This is a genomic window from Janthinobacterium sp. 1L-D-8-B-C4, from assembly GCF_057291295.1.
In genome coordinates this window covers 212,562-233,051 of sequence record NZ_JBXAVX010000003.1, presented here as the reverse complement: position 1 = coordinate 233,051, position 20,490 = coordinate 212,562, and the positions used below count along the sequence as shown (strand labels likewise).

The following is a 20,490-nucleotide window of genomic DNA, read 5'->3' as shown; positions in this document are numbered from 1 at the left end:
ACCAAGGAAACTGACATGTACAACATGGATAACTACACCCAGCTGAACGTGCGCATCGACGGCCATGTGGCCGTGCTGACGCTGGACAGCCCACCCGTCAACGCGCTGACGCGCATCCTGAACGATGAGTTGACGCAGGCGCTCGACATCATCTCGGAAACGCCGGAGATCCGCGCCGTGGTGCTGACCGGCGCCGGCAAGGTGTTTTGCGCCGGCGCCGATCTGAAAGGCCGTGCCGAGAACATCAGGCATCCGGGCGACCTGATGGCCCACTCGCGCCGCACGCGCGAATGCTTCCATGCGATCCGCGAATGCACCAAGCCCGTGATTGCCGCCATCAACGGCGCCGCGCTCGGTTCCGGCCTGGCGATGGTGGCCTCGTCCGACATCCTGATCGCCTCGAACAAGGCGTCCTTGGGCTTGCCGGAAGTGGACGTGGGCCTCCTGGGCGGCTGCCGCCATGCGATGCGGCTGTTCAGCCACTCGCGCCTGCGCCGCATGGCCCTGACCGGCTACCGCGTCGGCGGCGAAGAGCTGTACCGCCTCGGCATCGTCGAGGAATGCACCACGCCGGAAGAACTGCTGCCGGCCGCCCTGGCGCTGGCCGCCACCATCGCCGCCAAGAGCCCGGTCTCGACGCGCATGGGCAAGCACACGATGAACGTCATCGAAGACATGAGCCTGCGCGATGGGTATCGGTATGAGCAGGACATGACGGCGGCGATCGGCTTGACGGAGGACGCGAAAGAGGCGCAGGCGGCATTCAGGGAAAAGCGTGCGCCGGCATTCCAGGGACGGTAAAAAATACATCGAAGGACGTAGTTCGGATTAGCGCATAGCGCGTAATCCGACACCACCCGCGGCGCCAACAATGTTGTCGGATTACGCGAGGCTGCGCCTCGCTAATCCGACGTGATTAACGAGGAATGCTGGCCGCCCAATCGGCAATCGCTTTCGCGACGGCCGCCGGCTGCTCCACCGGCAGCGCATGGCTGGCATGCGGCAGCACCACCACCGTCGCCTTTTCCTTCAGCGCGTCCTTCACTTCCGACGCGCTGGCGCGCGGGCGCCAGGGGTCGTCTTCGCCTTGCAGGTCGAGCACGGGCGCATGGCTGACCGGCCACCACGTCGAGCGTGCGGGGGTCTTGGCGGCCTTGCGGTACAGCGCCGCCAGTTCCGGCTGCCAGCCTTCCAGCCACGGGCGCGGATCGTTGCCGGCCGCAAAAAAAGCGCGGCGCAGGGCATCGAGGCGCAATGCTTCTGGCTGGGCGCTGTCGGCGGCGACGTCCAGCGCCTTGGGCAGCGTGGCGTCGGCGCTGGCGCTGGCCGAGGCCAGCATCACCACGCCGCGCACCAGTTGCGGATGGTCGAGATCCGCCACCCGCGCCACATAGTGGCCGTAGGCGTGGCCGGCGACGATGGCGCGGCCGGCGCAGAGCTGGACTATGATGGTGGCGACATCTTGCGCCAGCACGTGCAGGGTCAGGTCCTTCATCTCGCCCCGGCTGGCGCCAAAGCCGCGCGGCTGCGGGCGCAGCACGCGCATGCCGCGCGCCGCCAGCTGTTCGGCCACCGCATCGAGATCATCGCTGCCGCGCTGCGACGAGGGCAGCAACACGATGGCGTCGCCCTCGCCGTCTGCCCTGCCGTCCACAATCACGTCGATCCGCGTTTCGCCCTCCTGCAGCAGCACGCGGCTGCGCTCCGCCTGCGCTGATGAAGCAGCACCGATGGTGAGCATGAGCATCCCTTTCAACAGCATTCTTCTAGACATAGTCCACCCCACAGCCCGGGCCGGATGGCAGGCTCATTTCGCCGCCGATCACCGGCAGTGGCGTAAACGGATCGTCGCGCAAGTGCAGGTGCTCGGCCAGCTCGCAGCCATACGGCAGGCTGGCGACGCAGGACGCGGCCTGCAGGGCAACCGACTGCAGCAGCGCCGGGCCGAAGGTGGCGCCGACGCGGCAGGCGACGTTGCCCGTTTCGCAGATCTGCACGGCCGCCAGGAAGTTGCGCAGGCCGCCCAGCTTGGTCACTTTCAGGTTGATCACGTCGACCATGCGATCGCTGACCAGCGCCAGCACGTCGGCCACTGTCACGGCGCTTTCATCGGCCTCGATCGCCACCGGCAAGGTGTCGGTCAGCAGCTTCATGCCGGCCCGGTCAGACGCCGGCAAGGGCTGCTCGATCAATGCGATGTCGTGCTTTTCCATGCGCGCAAACGCCGCCATCATCTGTTTCACGCGATACGACTGGTTCGGGTCAAGCGTCAGCGTGACTGCCGCGCCAGCGGCCGCCCGCACTTCGGCCACGCGCGCCACGTCGAGCGCGCTGTCGCCACTGAGTTTCAGTTTCAGCTGGCGGTAGCCCTGTTCGGCCAGCCTTGCCGCGTTTGCCGCCATTTCCAGAGGCGGCTTGATGGCCAGGATGCGCGCCTGGAGCACGCTCTCGCGCACGGCGCCGCCCAGCAGCACGTGCAGCGGCACGTTCAGGCGGCGCGCCAGCAAGTCGTGCAACGCCATGTCGACGGCCGCCTTGGCAGAATTGGAGAACGCCAGGCGCGCGTCAACGTCAAGCATGATCTGGCGCAGCGCCGCCGGATCGCGGCCTATCAAGTGCGGCAGCAGCAATTCCAGCGCGGCGCGCACGGTGTCGCCCGAACCGGTAATGGCCGGGATGGCGTGGGCATAGCCCAGGCCCCGCATGCCATTGTCGTCCTCCAGCACCAGCACCCAGCCATCGAGCTGCGGCACGGTGGCGCGGGCAAACGTCCAGGTGGGGTCGGCCAGCGGCTGCACGCAGGGGCGCAAGGTGGCGGAAAGAATCGTCATCGCAGGCCTCCGGTCAGAACAAATGGCGCATGCCAAGGTTGAAGGCACGGTTGCCGGAACCGGTGTCGATGGCCGAATTGACGGTGTAGGAAGCGCCGTTTTCGTTGCTGATCTTGCCGTAGGCGGCGTACAGGTCGGTGCGTTTCGACAGCAGGTAGCTGTAGCCGATCGCGTACTGCGAGGCGTCCTGGTTGAAGGTGCTGCGGTCGTCCTTGTGGATATACGAGGCGATCAGGCGGCCAGGGCCGACAGGCACCGTGACGCCGACCAGCAGGTCGCGGCTGTCGGTGCTCGGGCGCGCCGCCACCGCCATGCCGTAGGCGTTCGGGTTCGACAGTTGCGAGCTGTTCAGGCCCTTGTTGATGCCATAGGCGAAAAAGCCCTTGACCACCTTCCAGTTGTAATTCATGGCCAGCAGGGTATTGCGCGCCGCGTCCTGGTTTTTCAGGGTGGCAGTGTCGTTGTCGCGGTGGTGGTAGCCGACACGCATATTGAAGGCGCCCGCGCTGTAGGCCAGTGCCGCGCCGGCCACGCTGGAAGCGGAATTGTCGCCCGCCACTTCGCCGGCGCCGTACACCACTTCGCCGCTCAGGCCATTGAATTTGGGCGAGACGTATTTGACGGCATTGTTCATGCGCGCGCCGGAGTTCGCAAACACGCTGGAAAACACGCCGGCCAGGCCCGCCACGAAGGGGTCGCCGACGGTCGTCATGGTGGTGTAGTTCGGTGCGTACTGGCGGCCCAGGGTCAGCGTGCCCCAGTTGCCGGCCAGGCCGACATAAGCCTGGCGGCCGAACAGCAGGCCGCCCTGCCCCATCGCGCCGGTATCGGCCTGGAAGCCCGATTCGAGCAGGAAGATGGCGGAGTTGCCGCCACCCAAGTCTTCGGTGCCGCGAAAGCCGATGCGCGAACCGTTTTCCACGCCGCTGGTGAGCTTGGTGACGGAACCGGCCGCACCGCCCGATTCGCGCACCACCCCCATGTCGACCATGCCGTACATGGTGACCGACGATTGCGCGGCGGCCATGCTCGAGCAGGCCGACAGGATGGCCAGGGCCAGGATTTGTTGTTTCATCTACGTCTCCATTGTTATAAAGGTCAATTAGCTGACCTATTGATTTAATTGGACTGTAGACGGCCTGCAAGGCACTGTCAAGCGATATCGGGGGAACGGAAAACAACAGCGGCGGCTAGATCGCGCAGCCGTCGGTACCGCAAGCCGGGCCACCGCGCACCTGGCCGGGCGCCGTTTGCACGGGCAACTGCTGGCGCAGATAATCGCTCCACGCTTCGGTACGGCCCAGCCAGTTGCCCAAGTCGACCGGTACCATGCGGCCATCGGTATATTCGATGGCCAGGGTGGGAAAACCCTGCCCGCCCAGGCGTGCCAGCAAGGCGCGGCTGTGTGCGACGTGCTGTTCGGTGGCGGCGCCTGCCAGGCGTGCTAACGCCGCGGCAAACAGGCCGGCTTCCAGCCCCAGTTGCCGCGCCAGACCCGCCAGCACGGCGGCATCGGCGACGCGCTGGCCCAGCACATAATGGGCGTGCTGGATCAGGTGCAGCATGGCCAGGCCCAGGCCGGCGATCTGCTGCGCGGCCAGGATGGCGGTGGTCGGTGGAGTCGAATCGAACACGGCGCCGCTGTCGCGCAGCAAGCCGTCAAAATACGCATCACCGAACGGCTGGCCGGTCGCCTGGGCGATGCGCTGGTCATGCGCCATCACGTGGCGGCGCAGATTGTCGTTCACGCTCTGGCGGTTGGCGCCGCTCATCATGCCGCCGCCATGCAGCACGATGGCCAGGCCGTCGATCGCCTGCGCGGCGTCCAGCAGGGGCGCGGCGCCGTAGCACCAGCCGCACAGCGGGTCATACACATAATGCAGCACCGGCAGGCTTACTGCGGCCATGTCATTTCTCCCTTGATGACTTTCGCGCCCAGTTCCAGCGAAGCGCTTTCACCGGCCTGCGGGAATGCCGCCTTCATGGCCTTGACCAGCGCGGCCGAATCCTTGGCTGATGCCGCCGCCGTTTCGAACGCCTGCAGGTAGTTGCGCGTGTAATCCAGCGCCGCCGTGCCTGCTGGCGCCGTGCCGAGGTAGTGGCCGGGCACGATGGCTTGCGGCTTCAATGCGGCGATCTGGTCCAGCGTGGCGAGCCAGTTGGCGCGCGATTGCGGCGTTTGCGTGTCGGCCACCCACACGTGGATGCCACTGCTGATGACGACGCCACCGGCGACGGTTTTCAGCGACGGTATCCACAGATAGCTGCGCTGGGGGCTGGCGCCTTTCAGGCCCTTGATCTCGATGCTCTTGCCTTCCAGCGTCAGGTGGTCCGCGTGCAGCACTTGCGGCAGCACCAGCGAGCGTGGCGCATTGTCTTTCATGATCGGCGCCCAATAGGCCAGCTTGGCGTCCATATTGGCCTTGATGGCGGCCACCGTCTGCGGCGTGGCGACAATTTTTGCCGATGGAAAAGCGGCGTGGATGACGTCCAGGCCGAAGTAGTAATCGGGGTCGCTATGGCTGATATACACGGTGCGCAAGGTCTTGCCGCTGTCCTTGATCTGCCTGACCAGCGCCAGCGCATCGTTGTGCTGGAACTGGGCGTCGACCAGGATCGCCTCGCGTTCGCCGCTGACGATCACCGAGCTGACCGGGAAGATCGCCTTGTCGCCCGGATTGTAGACTTGCAGTTGCAGGGGCGTGGCGGCGTGCGCGGCCGGCAGCAAGGTGGACAGGCCAACGGCGAACAGGGTGGCGATCAGGTGGCGGCGGTGCATGGTGGTTTCCTTTGAACAGTTCAGGCCCGGACAGCGGGCGACAACAGCATGGTAGCCGTGTCGGCCTGTTCGATAAATCGCTTAGAATGCAATGGATTGTTGCTTGAATCGAGCAGATAACATCTTGAAAGGAAGCGCGCCATGGACCGTATCGTTGCCGCGAAAGTGTTCGTCACCATCGCCGAATGCGGCAGCCTGAGCGGCGCCGCCGAACTGCTCGACATGTCGCGCGCGATGGTCACCCGCTATCTGGCGGAGATGGAAACCTGGGCCGGCGCGCGCCTGTTCCACCGCACAACGCGCCGCATCAACCTGACGGCCGCCGGCGACATCACCTTGCTGCGCTGCCAGGAACTGCTGTCGCTGGCCGACAAGATGCCCGGCGTGGGCGACACCGGCGACGAGGAGCCGAGCGGTATCCTGCGCATCGCCTGCTCGCAGTCGCTGGCGCAGGCGACCCTGGCGGCGGCGATCGCCGCCTACCTGAAACAGCACCGGCAGGCGGCGGTCGACCTGCGCATCGACAACCGCGCCGTCAACCTGGTCGAGGAAAGAATCGACCTGGCGATCCGCATTACCAACCAGCTCGACCCCGGCGTAATCGCGCGCCCGCTGGGCATTTGCCACTCGGTGGTGTGCGCCGCGCCCGCCTACCTGCGCGAGCATGGCACGCCACGCCAGGCCGCCGACCTGGCCACCCACGATTGCCTGACGTACACCTATTTCGGCAAGAGCCTGTGGCACTTCGAGCATGCGGGCGCCACCGTCAGCGTGCCGGTCAGCGGCAGCCTGAGCGCGAATGAATCGGTGGTGCTGCTGCAGGCTGCGGTGGAAGGCGCGGGCATTTCGCTGCAACCGGTGTTTTCCGCCGCGCCGCTGATCGCCAGCGGGCAGCTGGTGGCCTTGCTGCCCGCTTACCAGCCCCACTCGATGGGCATCCACGCGATCTATATGTCGCGCGCCCACCCGAGGGCGATCAGCCGCACCATGCTCGCTTTCCTGGCCGAGTGGTTTGCGGCGCACGAGACCTGATGACGCTCAGGTGGGCAGCAGTTCCCGCACCACCACGCAGTTGCGTCCGGCATCCTTGGCGCCATACAGCGCGGCATCGGCCAGGCGCAGCAGCGCGTCGGGATCAAGGGCGCACGGCGCCGGCTGGACCGCGATGCCCACGCTGATCGTCACCTGTCCCGCATCCGCACTGGCATGGACGATGCCGAGCTGCTCGATGGCGCTGCGCAGCGCTTCGCCGATATGCCGCGCCTCCTGCGCATCGGTGTCGGGCAGCACGATCGAAAACTCTTCGCCGCCGTAGCGCGCCGTCAGGTCGCTGGCGCGGCGCATGCGGCCGGCCAGCGCCTGCGCCACGCGGATCAGGCAGGCGTCACCGGCCTGATGCCCGTAGCGGTCGTTGTAGCGCTTGAAGTAATCGACATCGAGCATGATGAGCGACAAAGGCTGGCCGGCGCGCATCGAGCGCGCATGTTCGCTGCGCAGCACGTCGTCGAAATGGCGCCGGTTGGCCAGGCCGGTCAGGCCATCGGTGATCGACAGGGTCGCCAGCTTGCGATTCGCGTCCTCCAGCTGTTCGGTACGTTCGGCAACCCGCCGTTCGAGGCTGTCATGCAGCCTGGCGCTGGCGATCGAGATCATCGCCTGCGCGCCGAGCATGCGCAAAAAGGTGACCCGTTCGTGCGTGAACGAGGCATCGGCCAGCAGGTTCTCGAAGTACAGGATGCCGTCGATCTGGCCGCCGTGCCGGATCGGCAGGCACATCACGGCGCGCGGGCGCTGCCGCACGTAAGGGTCGGCGGCAAAGCGCGACATGCCGGTGACGCTGTCTTCGATCACTTCGATGCCGGTGCGGATCACGTAGCGCAGCAGCGACAGCGGGAACTGCGGGTCGCTGGCGGCATCGAGGTCGAGCTGGCGCGATTGCAGCACGGTGATGGCATCGCCGTCGATCTCGGCCTCGACATGGTAGGCGCCATCGGACAGCAGCAGCAGGCGCGCCACCTGTGCCCCGGCGTTTTCGCAGACGATGGCAATCAGGCGTGTCAGCACGTTGCGCAAGCCAACTTCGTTCGACAGTATGGTGGCCGCTTTCAGCAGCGACACCATGTCGAGCGCGGAGCCGCCATGCACGCGGGCGCCGCCAAGCGCCTGCCCCTGCGCATGGCGGGCCTGCGCCCTCGACAGCGGCACGGCGTGGCGCGCGCGCAGCTGCGCCACCTTGCCCTCGGCGCCCCACTGGCCGTAATGGGCGATGGCGTCGAGCATGAAGACGGCCGCCACGCGCGGCTGCTCCTGCTCCAGCCAGCATTCACCGCACAATTCATTGCCCAGCGCTTGCAGGTTCACCTGACCGGCCAGGCCGGCGGCGTCGATTGCCTGCTGGTAGCCGCGCGTGGCAAGCTGCAGTTCGTTGCGGTAGCGCGCCATCTCGGCCTGCGCCAGCAGATGCCTGGCGATGCTGGTGTCCGATCCTTGTCTGGCCCAGGTGGCAAGACTGTGCAGCAGCGGCTCGATCAGCGCCAGCAGCCCGGCCGCGTCAGGGCGCGCGGGGTCGCGCCGCAAGGCACGCAGCCAGATCAGCGCGGCGTAAAAGCTGGACTCGACCACCTTGGCCTGACCGCGCATGATGCCGATGACGCTACCCAGTTGAGCGGCCAGCGCCTCGCCATCGGCACTGTCGAACAGGTAGGCGTTGCGTATCTTCCCTTGCAAAAAATAGGCGCGGTACAGCTTCGAATCACCATATTGTGCGAGAAAACCGGCCTCGCTGAAACCCGCATCGTCGTAGCTGTCGTGACGCGGCGACAGCCCCATCAGGCACTTGATCGGCGCAACCGCGCCGGCCACGCAGCAATCGGCCATCGCCTGCTGGCCGTTGGCGCGCATCAAGGCCATGTCCTGCTCGATATCGAGCAGCAAATGCGGCAAATGGTCGCCCAGGATCAGCCGCTCGGTGGCGCGCACGGCCGCCACCACGCCGACCTGGACGAAGTCGCCGATTTCCAGCGCCCAGCCCAAGGCTTCTTCATACAGGGCGTCGGAATGGCGCAGCGGCTGTGTCCAGTGGCTGGCCATCGCGGCGAACATCAAGCAGGTCTGGGTACGCGCCTGCAGATTGGTACGGCGCCTGGCCAGCAGCAAGGCCATGGCGCCGAAATCATGGCCGCGCGCCGCATCGCCCTGGTACAGCGCAGTCATCATGGCGTAGCCGACATACGCGATGGCGCTGAAATCGCTGCTGCCACGCTGCATCGACAGCCGTGTCATCGACACCACCATCAGCGCGCTGAGATCCTGTTGCCCGGCGTAGTAGCTGGCCATCCACAGGCCGTGCATCATCTGCATCGCGGCCACGTCGGCCGGCGCCAGCATGTCGCCGGCCGCCAGCAAGGCGTCGGGCGCGTGGGCGCCAGGCAGCTGCCCGATATCAAAATAAATCTCATCGAAGCGCGCCTTCATCTGCGCCACTTCGTGCGGAATCTCCATGCCCAGCAGCGCCAGCGCCTCGCGCTGCACCGCGATGGCTTCCAGCAGGCGGCCCTGCAATTGATACTGGTGCGCCTGGATCGCGATGCGGCGCACCTGCAGCAGCGGCGCCAGGGGCTGCGCGCGCACCAGCTCATGGATCGCTTCGGCGGCATCGAACTGGCCACACAGATAGCTCGCTTCCGCCGCGCCCAGCTGCAGGTCGAGCCACAGAGCCGCAGCGCCGTGCCAGGCGTCGTCTGGCAGCAATTCCAGGCCGGTGCGCATGTGCTCCAGCGTGGCCTGGAAGGCGGCAGAGCGGCGGGCCTTCTCGCCGGCCCGCAGGTTCAGTGCCGCCAGTTGCAAGCGCTCTGCCGCGCCACCGATCAGCGCACGGCCGGCGTTAAGCTGCTCGACGATGTCAAACAGCTTGCCATCGTGCTGTTCTTCGCTGGTGTGCGCCAGCAGCAGACGGCCGAGCAGCAGATGATTGGCGGCGCGCGCCTGCGGATCAAGGGACAGATAAGCTGCCTGCTGCACCCTGTCATGCAGGAACCGGTAAGCGGTGCCGGCATCGCCGGCGCCAGCGAGCGGCTGGACCAGGCCGGCATCGAGCGCCGGCCGCAGCGCTTGCTGCGTGTGCCGTGGCGTGCGCTCCACCACCAGCGCCAGGGTGCCCAGGGTGAAGCGGTTGCCGCTCGATGCGGCCAGTTGCAGCAGTTGCTGCGTCACCTGCGGCAGGCGGCGGATTTTCTCCAGCAGCGCATCGACCACGTTGTCGGTATACCTGGCCTGCTCGATCGCCGGCAGGTCCCAGTCCCAGCAATCACCGGCCGCCCGATAGCGCAGATGGCCATCCTCATGGAGCGCGGCGAGGAACTGCCTGAGGAAAAAAGGATTGCCGGCGGTCTTGCGGTAGCAAATACGAGTCAGCGTGGCGCAGTCGTTCAGCGCCACGCGCACTGTGGCCGAGACCATCTGCGCCACTTGCGGTTCGCTCAAGGCGCACAGCGCCAGCGTGCTCACGCGGGCGCCGCGGCCTGGCAGTTTGCTGCGCAGCGCGGCAAGTGGATGCGCGGCGCCCACTTCGTTGGCACGGTAGGCACCGACGATCAGCAGGCGGCTTTTGTCGCAGGAGACCATCAGCAGTTCGAGCATCCTCAAGGTGGCCGCATCAGCCCATTGCAGGTCATCGAGGAACAGCACCAGCGGCGGCCCTGCGGAGGCGAACACGTCGACGAAGCGGGGGAACAGCCGGTCCAGGCGCAGCTGGGCCTGTGACGGCGTCGCTGCCGGTGACGTGTCGGCCGGGCCGACAATCAGGGCCAGCTGCGGTATCAGTTCGACCATCGCGCCCATGCCGCTGCCGAGGGCAAGCTGCAGTTTGGCGGCCCACTGCCGCAGCGTTTCCGCAGGCTGTCCAAGCAGCTGATGCACCAGCGCCTGGAAAGTCTGGACCAGCGCCGCATACGGCACGTCGCGCTGGAGCTGGTCCAGCTTGCCGGTCAAAAAATAACCGCCACTGGCGATCACCGGTCGGCGCATTTGCTGCACCACCGCTGACTTGCCGATGCCCGAATCGCCCGCCACCAGCAGCATCTCGCACGCGCCCGCAGCGCTGCGCTCCAGCGCCGCCAGCAAGCTGGCAACGGCATCGTCGCGGCCATGCAGGGTCGCTGGCACACGGAAGCGGGCGTCATGAAACGATAATTGGCGCGGCTGCTGCGCCAGTGGCGTGCGGCATGCGGCAAGGTCGCTGCACAGGCCTTGCAGGCTCTGGTAGCGCTGCTCCGGATTTTTTTCCAGCAGGCGCTGGATGATCGGCAGGAGCTGGCCGGGCAGACTGGCCAGCGCCGGGTGTGACCAGTCCGGGCTGCGCGCAAGATGGCAATGCACCAGCTCCATCTCGTCGCTCGCCTCGAACGGCACCTGGCCGGCCAGCAGTTCGTAAAAAGTGACGCCGAGCGCGTAAAAGTCGGCGCGCTGGTCGAGCCGCCGGTTCATGCGCCCGGTCTGTTCCGGCGCCATGTAGCGCAGCGTGCCTTCCAGATGCCGCGCAGTGGCGGCGCCCTGCTGTTCGGACGCCAGTTCGCAGGCCACGCCAAAATCGATCAGCTGCAGCACGCGCGTATCGGCATTCCAGACCAGGTTGGCCGGATTGATGTCCTTGTGGATCATGCCCTGCAGGTGGACCGCTTCGAGCGCCGCGCACAATTGCAGCGCGATGTCGAAGAAATCGTCCAGCGCCAGCGCGCTTTGCGACGGCGCCTGGCGCGCCGCCAGCTGCGCGCGCAGCATCTGGTCAAGCGCCTGGCCGCCCGTGTCTTCCTGGATCATGGTCCAGCGCCCGCCATGCTGCCGCAGCGCCAGCGGCTGCACCACGCCAGGATGGCGGCAGCGGCGCGCGCTGGCATACTCGCGCTTGAAGTTCGCCACCTGCTGAAACGATGGAAACGGCTGATTCGGCACCTTGACGATCAGCGCGGTGCCGTCAAGCGCCCTGGCGCGCCAGACCAGCGAGCGCGGCCCGCTATGGAGCTGTTCGATGATCTCGTGGTCAAAAAGGGCGCTCATGGGCTGGGCTTGCGGTGCGGGATGATGGCGTGAGCACCGGGGGCGCGAAGTTCGTCTATAACGTGATTAAAAGTATTATATCAGCAGGAAGTATTGGTGGTAATCAATCGCCACGGGCCTGTGCGGGGTTGCCGCCGGCGTGGTTATCGCGTGGCGGGAAGCGACGTGGAAACGGCAGTTTTCAGTGATGCATGCAAGGGCCAGGCCGTACTCAAAACACGCACTCAAAACAAATCCAGCTGCCCCGCATTACCCCCCTTGCCCTTGCCCCCCAACGGCGGCACCACCAGCGGACGCCGGAACTGCGTGCTGTCGAGCTGCCTGAAGCGGCCGCCCTTGCCATGCAGGCCCAGGCGGTGCACGGCTTTTTCGAAGCGCTGGCGTATCAGGTCGGCCCATACGCCTTCGCCATGCATGCGGGCGCCAAAACTGCTGTCGTAGTCCTTGCCGCCGCGCATTTCGCGCACGCGGTTCATCACGCGCTGGGCGCGTTCGGGGAAATGCGCTTCCAGCCATTGCTGGAACAGCGGGTTGACTTCCCACGGCAGGCGCAGCACCACGTAATGGGCGTGGATGGCGCCGGCGTCGCGCACCGCTTCCAGCAATTGTTCGATTTCCGGTTCGGTCACGAACGGGATGATGGGGGCGATGCTGACGCCGACCGGAATGCCGGCGTCGGTCAGGGTGCGGATGGTGCGCAGGCGCCGCGCCGGGGCGGCCGCGCGCGGCTCCAGTGTGCGCGAAATGGCCGGGTCCAGCGTGGTAAGGGTGATCGCCACCGAGGCCAGGTGCCGGGCCGCCATCGGCGCCAGCAGGTCGATGTCGCGCTCGATCAGGGACGACTTGGTGATCAGGCCGACCGGATGGTCGCATTCGTGCAGCACTTCCAGCACGCGCCGCGTCAGTTGCCGTTCGCGCTCGCAGGGCTGGTAGGCGTCGGTATTGACGCCCAGCGCAATCGGTTCGGGCACATACGATGCCTTGGCCAGCTCGCGCCGCAGCAGTTCGGGCGCGTTGACCTTGGCGAAGATGCGGCTTTCGAAATCGAGCCCCGGCGACAGGCCCAGGTAGCTGTGCGTGGGGCGCGCGAAGCAGTAGATGCAGCCGTGTTCGCAGCCGCGATACGGATTGAGCGAGACGCCGAACGGCAGGTCGGGCGAGGTGTTGCGCGACAGGATGGTGCGCGCCTGCTCGTCGCTGACCTGGGTTTTCCAAGGCGTAGCGGCCTCCTCGCCTTCTTCGACGGGTGCGCTCCAGCCATCATCGAAGCCCTCGCGCCCATGCACCTCGTAGCGGCCCTGCAGGTTGGAGACGGCGCCGCGCCCCTTGCGCGCCTTGAGCGACTGCGGCGGCAGCATGACCTGGCCGTCAAAGCTGTCGTCGTGCTGCGGGATGATTGCTTTCATGGACGGCTCCATTAACTGTATATACGTACAGTATACTATGCCGCTATCACAGCAAGATCAAGGGCAGCGATGCGTCTATCTCACGCTTTTTGCATCAAATGCCGTGATATAGCTCAACTGTTGCGCGACAAAGCCGTCAAATGCGGCGATCAGCGGCGCAAAACGGGCGGCCTCATCTTCGAGCTGCATCAGCGCGTAGCAAGTCGCTTCCAGGGTCGACAACTGGTCGGGCGCATGTGCCTTGCGGATCAGGTAGTGGGACGGCGGCGTATCGTGCAGCGGCAGGCGCGGCAGCCGCTGCAGGACGGGATTCAGGTACAGCATCTTGCGGCTCTTGCGCCAGGTGGCGTCCAGTACCACCAGCCGCAAGCCGGCCGGCTCCAGCAGCGAAGCGTCCAATGGCGGCGGTGGCGCGATGCCCAGCGAGCGGTCGCCCGGCGTATCGGGATACAACAGGACGTTATGCTTGCCTGCCAGCAGCGCATCGAGTTCCCCGGGAGCAAAAGATTCGCCGGCGACCAGGCGGCTGCCAGGCAGGCTCAGGTGCAGCAGGCGCGCGCTGCCCTTGGCGTTGTGCACTTCCAGCGGATGCTGGAGCAGCAGTATCTCGACCTTGTGCGGCACCGGCCGCACCCACTGGCAAATGCAGCCGGACTGCGCGCGCAGGCAGGTAGCGCAGTGTACGCGTCGGGAAGAAACGGGATCAGTCAGGGAAGTCATGGTGGGGTGCAATTACATCAGGACCGCGATTGTAGCGCCCCACCCTGCTGGCAGTAGTCAAGTCAGTTAAAACTCTTCCCAGTCGCCGGCGGTGGCCGCCACCGCCTTGCGTGGCTTGCCGGCGGCCGCGACGGCAATCGGACGACGCGTTGTCACGGGTGCGGCAGCCGCCGCGCGCGTCACCTGCCTGGCATCGAGCTTGAACAGGCCTACCACGTCGGTCAGGCGCGAGGCCTGTTCCTGCATCGATTCGGCGGCGGCCGCCGCTTCTTCCACCAGCGCCGCGTTTTGCTGGGTCACCTGGTCCATCTGGCCGATGGCCTGGTTGACCTGTTCGATGCCGGCGCGCTGCTCTTCGCTGGCGTCGGTGATCTGGTTCATGATCTGCGTCACATGGCTGATGCTCTGCACGATTTCGTCCATGGTGCGGCCAGCCTTGTCCACCAGTTGCGAACCGGCCTCGACCTTTTGCACGGAGTCGTCGATCAGGCCCTTGATTTCCTTTGCGGCCTGGCTGGAACGCTGCGCCAGGTTGCGCACTTCGCTGGCCACCACGGCAAAGCCCCGGCCCTGCTCGCCTGCGCGCGCCGCTTCGACCGCCGCATTCAGGGCCAGGATATTGGTCTGGAAGGCAATCGCATCGATCACGCTGATGATGTCGACGATCTTGCGCGACGAGTCGTTGATCGAGCCCATGGTGCTGACCACTTCCGACACCACCGCGCCGCCACGGCTGGCGATCTGCGAGGCGTCGATGGCCAGCTGGTTGGCGCTGCGCGCGTTGTCGGCATTGAGTTTCACGGTGGAGGTCAGTTCTTCCATCGACGAGGCCGTCTCTTCGAGCGAGCTGGCCTGCTGTTCGGTGCGCGAGGACAGATCCAGGTTGCCGGCGGCAATTTCGCTCGAGGCGGTGCCGATCGAATCGGTGCTGGCGCGCACCTGGCCGACGATGCTGACCAGCTTGTCGTTCATGTCTTTCAGCGCGTGCATCAGTTGCCCGGTTTCGTCGCTGCTGTCGACCACGATGTCGCTGGTCAGGTCGCCGGTCGACACGGCTTGCGCCACTTCCACGGCGCGCGTGATGGGACGCGTGATCGAGCGCGTGATCCAGTAGGCGCAGGCGATGCCGAGCAGGATGGCGGCCACGCCAAGCGAAGCGAGCAGCAAGCGGCCGTTTTCGTAGCCGGCGCGGATCTCGCCGGCCGTCACGTCGAGCAGTTGCGCTTCGAGTTTCGCCAATTTATCCAACGCCGCCAGATACGTATCGCGCTTGGCGGCCATCTCGCCTTCGTACAAGCGCTTGCCCAGTTCCAGGTCGCCCGCATTCTTGGCCTTGAACACGTTCTTGCGCACTTCCGTATAGGCCTTGCGGGTAGCGAGCACGTCCTGGTACAGCGCTTGTTCCTGCGCGTTCAGCTGACTCTTGCCAATCGCATCCTGGATTTCCGTGGCACGCGCGGACGAGGCCGCCATCTCCTTTTCGAATTGCTTCTGGTGTTCGGGATCGCTGACCTTCCAGGCCGCCGCCGTGCGTGCCGCATTGACTTCGATCACCTTGGCCCATTCACCGATCAGGCGCTCGTTGCGCACCTTGACGTTGACCAGTTCATCGGTCTGCCTGCTGGCATGTTGCATCTGCACGATGCCCACCACGGTCAGTGTGGTGAGCAACGCCAGTACCGCGGCAAAACCTCCACCGAGACGTACGCCGATCTTGAGGTTTTTCATGATGCAGTCCCCTATCTGAAAAGGTCGACGCGTAGTCCGCAGGCGCGGCGCGTTCTGATACTGATTGTGAGCGTATCGGACAGGCATTGCAAGGAAGAAGATTCAAAAAAGCAACAGCGCCAAACCTGGCTCAGTTCTGCTTCACAACAATCAGTTTGGAGGTATCAAAACCGAGCGTTTGCGCTTTATCGATCAGACGCTTCTGCAGCGCCGGATCCATGGTGGGCGTGCGCGACAGCAGCCAGAAATACGACTTGTCGGGGCCGCTGATCATCGAATAGCTGTAGTCCTGCTGGTCCAGGTCGAACACGATGTAGGAGCCATAGAAGGGGCCGAAAAACGACACTTTCAAGTAACCTTCGTCCTTCTTGTCGACAAAGTAGGCCTTGCCTTCGGATTCTTTCCAGATGGCGTCGGCATCCTTGTAGCCGCGGTTGAGCACTTTCAGGCCGCCATCCTGGCGCAGGCTGTAATCGGCCGTCACATGGCTCAGGCCGCGTTCGAAGGAATGGTCGAGGCGCGCGATTTCATACCATTTGCCCAGGTATTTGGTGGTATTGAAATTGGTCACCGGGACAATATTGTCAGGCCGGCCAACGCAGCCGGCCAGCAGTGCGCTCAACAGCAATGGCAACATCAGCGGCAGCAGCAGTTTTTTCATGATGATCTCCAGGTAACTTGTTGCGCCGATTGTAGCTTGCCACCGCCGCCAGGCCCGTTCCACTGCGCCGCCAGCGTCATGCGCATTTATCCCTGCGCCCCATCGCTACCCAGCATCTCGTCGAGCTGGGCCAGGGTGCCCTGGTCCTTGACGACTGCGCGCAGCCACAGGTGCAGCGGCATTTCGCCCCAGCTGGCCGCCTTGTCGGCCAGGTAGGCCACGGGGCTGTGCGGCTCGGTGCGGCGGAAAAAATCGGCCACCTGGCGCAGCTGGGCCAGCGCCTGCTGGCGCTGCACGATGGCGCCGACGTTGCCGGCGCCATGCGCTGCCGGCGCCCCCGGCAGCGCCGCCACCAGTTCGGCGCCCAGCGGCATGGGCGCGATGAAATGGATGGCGTTTTCCAGCGCTTCGCGGGCGGCGCGAAAGCTCGGGCCATCGATGCCGAAACGCGCGTCGACGCAGCGTTCCAGCGCCAGCAGCGACTGCATGCAGTACTGTGCGTCGGCCAGCAAGGCGTCGCTGAACTGGCGCGTGTTTTTCTGCCGCGCCGCCTCCATCTGCGCCAGGGTCGCGCCCTCTTCCTGGCGCACTTCGCCCCAGCCCTGGTCCGGCGCTTGCGCACTGGCCGCCGCGCGCTGGCGCGCCGCATCGAAGTCCTGCAACGAGAAGCGGCCGTCGGCGCCGTCGGTCAGCGGCACTTCGCGCACCAGTTGCGGCGTGCGCGTCAACAGCCAGAACAGGTTGCCGATGCGCTGCTCCGGGTCACCCTCGTCAACCGGCGGATACAAGCCATCCCAGTAGCGTTCGCACAGGCCAGCGAGCAGCGCAAAGCCGTCCCCCAGACCACGGAAATGGCGCGTCTTGGCGTGCGCCTCGGCCAGCCAGACGGCCACCCGCAAGTCCTTGCTGTGCGAGGCGATCAGCTGCTCGCAGCGGGTGGCAACAAACGGCCAGTCGGCTTCCTTCAGGGCCACCACCCACTCGCCCTGGTCCAGGCTGGGGTCGTCGTGCTGGCGCGCCCGCGCAATGGCGTCGAGTTCCTGGCTGAAGGTAAGGTCGTCGCCGCAGGGCTTGATCGGGCTGACCGGCTGCAGCAATTGGTCCAGGTTGAACATGGTGCGCTCCCGTGATTAGTCGATAGTGTAGGTGAACTGACCTTGGGCGCTGGCGCCCACGTGGATGCTGGACAGCGGCAGCGCATCGGCCATGCGCGCCAGCACCGCCACGGCGATCTCGGGCAGCACGCTGCCATTCAATATCTGGTCGACATTGCGCGCGCCCGAATCGACTTCGGTGCAGCGCGCCAGCACTGCCTCGACCAGCGCCTCGTCAGTGCTGAAGCGGGCCTGGTGGTTGCGCGCGATGCGCTCGCCGATGCGCGCCAGTTTCAAGCCTATGATCTCGGCCAGAACGGCGTCGTTCAAGGGGTAGAACGGCAGCACCTTCAGGCGTCCCAAAAAGGCCGGCTTGAAGTGTTTTACCAGTTGCGGGCGCACCAGTTCTGCCAAAGCTTCGGGCGTGGGCAGGCTGTCCGCCGGCTGGTTCAGGCAAGCGGCCATCATCGCGCCGGAGCCCAGATTCGAGGTGGCGATAATGATGGTGTTGCGAAAATCGATTTCGCGCCCTTCCGCATCATCGAGCACGCCCTTGTCGAACACCTGGAAAAACAGCTCGAGCACGTCGGGATGGGCTTTTTCGGCTTCGTCGAGCAGCACCACGCTGTAGGGCTGGCGCCGCACGGCCTCGGTCAGCACGCCGCCCTCGCCATAGCCGATGTAACCAGGCGGTGAACCTTTCAAGCCGGCTACGCTGTGCGCTTCCTGGTATTCGCTCATGTTCAGGGTAATCAATTTGCGCTCGCCGCCATACAGCAAATCGGCCAGCGCCAGCGCCGTTTCGGTCTTGCCGGTGCCGGACGGGCCGGTAAACAAAAACACGGCTTGCGGCTTGTTCGGGTCGTCCAGGTTGGCGCGCGCGGTACGCACGCGCTGCGCCACGGCGTCCATCACATGATCCTGGCCCAGCACGCGTTCGCGCAGGGCCGCGTCCAGCGTCAATACCGTGCGGATCTCGTCCTTCACCATTTTGCCCAGAGGGATGCCGGTCCAGCCGGCGACAATGCCCGCCACCACCTGCGCATCGACTTCCAGCGGTGCCAGCGGCGACTCGCCTTGCAGCGCCGCCAGTTCATCCTTCAGCGCCAGCAAGGCGCCAGCGCCCGCCTCGCCGGGCCGCTCGCGCTGCAGGCCGGCGCGCAATTCGGCAATTTTCGCCACCAGCGATTTTTCCGCCTGCCAGCGCTGCGCCAGCGCGGCGATCGCTTGCCGGCCCTGTTCGGCCTCGCCCTGCAGTTGGCGCAGGCGCGCGGTGGCGGCCTGGCCCGGCTGCTCGGCGCCCGCCTGTTCGCGCTCCAGCGCGGCGATTTCAACGCCGATGCGCTCGAGCTTGCGGCTGGCGTTTTCCAGCTGCGCCGGCGTCGCGCTTTGCCCCAGCGCGACCTGGGCGCAGGCCGTATCGAGCACGCTGACGGCCTTGTCGGGCAGCTGGCGCCCGCTGATATAGCGGTGCGACAGGCGCACGGCGTCGACAATGGCCTCATCGCGCACGCGGATATGAAAATGGCGCTCCATCAGCGGCGCCATCGCGCGCAGCATGGCGCAGGCAATTTCCTCGCTCGGCTCTTCCACTTTCACCACCTGAAAACGGCGCGCCAGGGCCGCATCCTTTTCAAAATACTTCTTGTATTCGCTCCAGGTGGTGGCGGCGATAGTGCGCAAGGCGCCGCGCGCCAGCGCCGGTTTGAGCAAATTGGCCGCATCGTTCTGGCCCGCCTGGCCGCCAGCGCCGATCATGGTGTGCGCCTCGTCGATAAACAGGATCACCGGATAGGGACTTTTCGTCACCTCGTCGATGACGTTTTTCAGCCGGCTTTCAAACTCGCCCTTGACGCTGGCGCCAGCCTGCAGCAGGCCCATGTCGAGTGCGTGGATATGCGCGCCCTGCAGCACCTCGGGCACGTCGCCAGTGGCGATGCGCAGGGCCAGGCCTTCGACCACGGCGGTCTTGCCGACACCCGCCTCGCCGGTCAGGATGGGGTTGTTCTGGCGCCGGCGCAGCAAGATGTCGACTGCCTGGCGGATCTCGCTTTCGCGCCCGATCACGGGGTCGAGCTTGCCGTCCTGCGCCAGTTGCGTCAGGTCGGTGGTGAACTGGTCCAGCGCCGGCGTCTGGCTGGCCAGGGTGGCGACGGCGTCGCCTGGCGCCTCGGGTTGCTGTGGCGTGGCGCTGACTTCTTCCGTTGATCCGGCCGTCAGTTTGTCGGGATGGTGTTTCAGCTGCTCGACGCTGAAGCGCGCAAACAGCTTCGAGCCGCGATAGGCCAGCTGCGACAGTTCCGGCTCCGTCAGCAGGGCCAGCAGCAGGTGCCGGCTGCGGATCGCCGCCGGTTGCGCCGCTTCCAGCGAGGCGATCAGCCACGCGTGTTCGAACAGCAGCGGCAGATGGCGCGAAAACACGGGCGTGCGTGCATTGCCGGTCTTGAAGTTGCCGATCTCGCGGCGCAGATCCGTTTCCAGCGCCGTGATGCTGATGTCGCTGCGGCGCGCGGCCACCGCCACATCGCTGCGTTCCTGCTCCAGGAGCGCCAGGAACAGATGTTCGATATCGACTTCATACTGGCCCAGCCCCATGCAGATGCTGGCGGCGCGCGTGGCGGCCGTGCGCGCCGTGTCATTGAGTTTGGCGATCAGGGTCTTGAGGTTGTTGCTCATGCGGCGGCTCCCTTGCGGTGGATCGAATAGCGCAGCGACGACGGCTGCAGCACGGCGTCGAAATTGACGGCTTCACTGGCGTGCGCCACGGCCAGCGTGGCGCTGATGACAAAGCTGACGCGGTTGATGGAACCGGCCTCGCGCTCCAGGCGCGCACGCACATGGCGCAAGCGCGGTTCGTGGCGCTCGATGGCCGCTGTCAGGGCGGCGCAGATGCGGGCGCGGTCGTCGCTGCTCGACAGGCACATGCCGGCAAAGTCGATCAGGCCATAGTTGACGATCGAAGCGGCGCATGCCGGATAGCCGTCGAGCGCGCCGGCCGGCAAGGCCACGCGTGTATTGAGCAGCTCTTCGAGGTCGCGCGCCACCGCGTCCTTCAACTGCTCGACCGACAGGCGCGCCACGCTGGCGCCGGCCGCACCCTCACCCATCAGGCGGTCGAACAGGCCCGGCACGAAACCGGGGGTAATCTCGGTCAACAATGCTTGCATGGGGTCTCCCGAAAAGAACACGGCAGGCACTTTCCGGAGCCTGCCGTGCA

General features: G+C 65.8%; 15 protein-coding genes. 2 read left to right on the top strand and 13 right to left on the bottom strand.

Going from position 1 to position 20,490, the window contains the following annotated elements:
- Positions 1 to 24: 24 nt before the first annotated feature.
- Entirely contained in the window at positions 25 to 801 is a 777-nt protein-coding gene (locus tag AC0Z42_RS06900) for an enoyl-CoA hydratase/isomerase family protein (RefSeq protein ID WP_485467831.1), read from the top strand.
- Positions 802 to 916: 115 nt separating this feature from the next.
- On the opposite strand, the gene AC0Z42_RS06895 is transcribed toward AC0Z42_RS06900, so the two are convergent.
- From AC0Z42_RS06895 to AC0Z42_RS06875, 5 genes are all read right to left on the bottom strand, one after another.
- On the bottom strand, positions 917 to 1,741 hold the full coding sequence (locus tag AC0Z42_RS06895; protein ID WP_485467499.1) for an alpha/beta fold hydrolase: 825 nt from the start codon (positions 1,739 to 1,741) through the stop codon (positions 917 to 919).
- Between the two features lie 25 nt (positions 1,742 to 1,766).
- Positions 1,767 to 2,831, bottom strand: a complete 1,065-nt coding sequence (locus AC0Z42_RS06890) for a mandelate racemase/muconate lactonizing enzyme family protein (protein ID WP_485467498.1) — start codon at positions 2,829 to 2,831, stop codon at positions 1,767 to 1,769.
- A 13-nt stretch (positions 2,832 to 2,844) separates the two neighbouring features.
- Positions 2,845 to 3,906 (bottom strand): porin, encoded by a 1,062-nt coding sequence (locus AC0Z42_RS06885; RefSeq protein ID WP_485467497.1) that lies wholly within the window; start codon positions 3,904 to 3,906, stop codon positions 2,845 to 2,847.
- Between the two features lie 115 nt (positions 3,907 to 4,021).
- Positions 4,022 to 4,723, bottom strand: coding sequence for a DsbA family protein (locus AC0Z42_RS06880; protein WP_485467830.1), 702 nt, complete (start codon positions 4,721 to 4,723; stop codon positions 4,022 to 4,024).
- 2 nt (positions 4,724 to 4,725) lie between these two features.
- Positions 4,726 to 5,610, bottom strand: coding sequence for an MBL fold metallo-hydrolase (locus AC0Z42_RS06875; protein WP_485467496.1), 885 nt, complete (start codon positions 5,608 to 5,610; stop codon positions 4,726 to 4,728).
- A 141-nt stretch (positions 5,611 to 5,751) separates the two neighbouring features.
- On the opposite strand from AC0Z42_RS06875, the gene AC0Z42_RS06870 reads away from it, so the two are divergent.
- A complete protein-coding gene (locus tag AC0Z42_RS06870; RefSeq protein WP_485467495.1) occupies positions 5,752 to 6,642 on the top strand; it encodes a LysR family transcriptional regulator in 891 nt (296 codons plus the stop codon).
- A 6-nt stretch (positions 6,643 to 6,648) separates the two neighbouring features.
- Here the strand turns inward: AC0Z42_RS06870 and AC0Z42_RS06865 are convergent, their stop codons facing one another.
- From AC0Z42_RS06865 to tssE, 8 genes are all read right to left on the bottom strand, one after another.
- Complete coding sequence (locus AC0Z42_RS06865) at positions 6,649 to 11,664, bottom strand: diguanylate cyclase domain-containing protein (protein WP_485467494.1); 5,016 nt, start codon at positions 11,662 to 11,664, stop codon at positions 6,649 to 6,651.
- A 224-nt stretch (positions 11,665 to 11,888) separates the two neighbouring features.
- Positions 11,889 to 13,022 carry a PA0069 family radical SAM protein gene (locus tag AC0Z42_RS06860; RefSeq protein WP_485467829.1) on the bottom strand — a complete coding sequence of 378 codons (1,134 nt, stop codon included), beginning with the start codon at positions 13,020 to 13,022 and terminating at the stop codon, positions 11,889 to 11,891.
- Positions 13,023 to 13,145: 123 nt separating this feature from the next.
- Positions 13,146 to 13,790: a tRNA-uridine aminocarboxypropyltransferase gene (locus tag AC0Z42_RS06855; RefSeq protein ID WP_485467493.1), complete on the bottom strand. Its 645-nt coding sequence runs from the start codon at positions 13,788 to 13,790 to the stop codon at positions 13,146 to 13,148.
- Positions 13,791 to 13,856: 66 nt separating this feature from the next.
- Entirely contained in the window at positions 13,857 to 15,518 is a 1,662-nt protein-coding gene (locus tag AC0Z42_RS06850) for a methyl-accepting chemotaxis protein (protein WP_485467492.1), read from the bottom strand.
- 130 nt (positions 15,519 to 15,648) lie between these two features.
- Entirely contained in the window at positions 15,649 to 16,179 is a 531-nt protein-coding gene (locus tag AC0Z42_RS06845; RefSeq protein WP_485467491.1) for a lipocalin family protein, read from the bottom strand.
- 86 nt (positions 16,180 to 16,265) lie between these two features.
- Complete coding sequence (tssA, locus tag AC0Z42_RS06840) at positions 16,266 to 17,294, bottom strand: type VI secretion system protein TssA (protein ID WP_485467490.1); 1,029 nt, start codon at positions 17,292 to 17,294, stop codon at positions 16,266 to 16,268.
- 15 nt (positions 17,295 to 17,309) lie between these two features.
- Positions 17,310 to 19,949 (bottom strand): type VI secretion system ATPase TssH, encoded by a 2,640-nt coding sequence (tssH, locus tag AC0Z42_RS06835; RefSeq protein WP_485467489.1) that lies wholly within the window; start codon positions 19,947 to 19,949, stop codon positions 17,310 to 17,312.
- Positions 19,946 to 20,440, bottom strand: coding sequence for a type VI secretion system baseplate subunit TssE (gene tssE / locus AC0Z42_RS06830; RefSeq protein ID WP_485467488.1), 495 nt, complete (start codon positions 20,438 to 20,440; stop codon positions 19,946 to 19,948). Before tssE ends, tssH begins: the two co-directional genes overlap by 4 nt.
- Positions 20,441 to 20,490: the final 50 nt, after the last annotated feature.

Bases quoted from the DNA above. Each gene is read 5' to 3' on its own strand.
- AC0Z42_RS06900 (WP_485467831.1), top strand. From the start codon at position 25: ATGGATAACTACACCCAGCTGAACGTGCGCATCGACGGCCATGTGGCC.
- AC0Z42_RS06895 (WP_485467499.1), bottom strand. From the start codon at position 1,741: ATGCTCACCATCGGTGCTGCTTCATCAGCGCAGGCGGAGCGCAGCCGC.
- AC0Z42_RS06890 (WP_485467498.1), bottom strand. From the start codon at position 2,831: ATGACGATTCTTTCCGCCACCTTGCGCCCCTGCGTGCAGCCGCTGGCC.
- AC0Z42_RS06885 (WP_485467497.1), bottom strand. From the start codon at position 3,906: ATGAAACAACAAATCCTGGCCCTGGCCATCCTGTCGGCCTGCTCGAGC.
- AC0Z42_RS06875 (WP_485467496.1), bottom strand. From the start codon at position 5,610: ATGCACCGCCGCCACCTGATCGCCACCCTGTTCGCCGTTGGCCTGTCC.
- AC0Z42_RS06870 (WP_485467495.1), top strand. From the start codon at position 5,752: ATGGACCGTATCGTTGCCGCGAAAGTGTTCGTCACCATCGCCGAATGC.
- AC0Z42_RS06865 (WP_485467494.1), bottom strand. From the start codon at position 11,664: ATGAGCGCCCTTTTTGACCACGAGATCATCGAACAGCTCCATAGCGGG.
- AC0Z42_RS06860 (WP_485467829.1), bottom strand. From the start codon at position 13,022: ATGCTGCCGCCGCAGTCGCTCAAGGCGCGCAAGGGGCGCGGCGCCGTC.
- AC0Z42_RS06855 (WP_485467493.1), bottom strand. From the start codon at position 13,790: ATGACTTCCCTGACTGATCCCGTTTCTTCCCGACGCGTACACTGCGCT.
- AC0Z42_RS06850 (WP_485467492.1), bottom strand. From the start codon at position 15,518: ATGAAAAACCTCAAGATCGGCGTACGTCTCGGTGGAGGTTTTGCCGCG.
- AC0Z42_RS06845 (WP_485467491.1), bottom strand. From the start codon at position 16,179: ATGAAAAAACTGCTGCTGCCGCTGATGTTGCCATTGCTGTTGAGCGCA.
- tssA (WP_485467490.1), bottom strand. From the start codon at position 17,294: ATGTTCAACCTGGACCAATTGCTGCAGCCGGTCAGCCCGATCAAGCCC.
- tssH (WP_485467489.1), bottom strand. From the start codon at position 19,949: ATGAGCAACAACCTCAAGACCCTGATCGCCAAACTCAATGACACGGCG.
- tssE (WP_485467488.1), bottom strand. From the start codon at position 20,440: ATGCAAGCATTGTTGACCGAGATTACCCCCGGTTTCGTGCCGGGCCTG.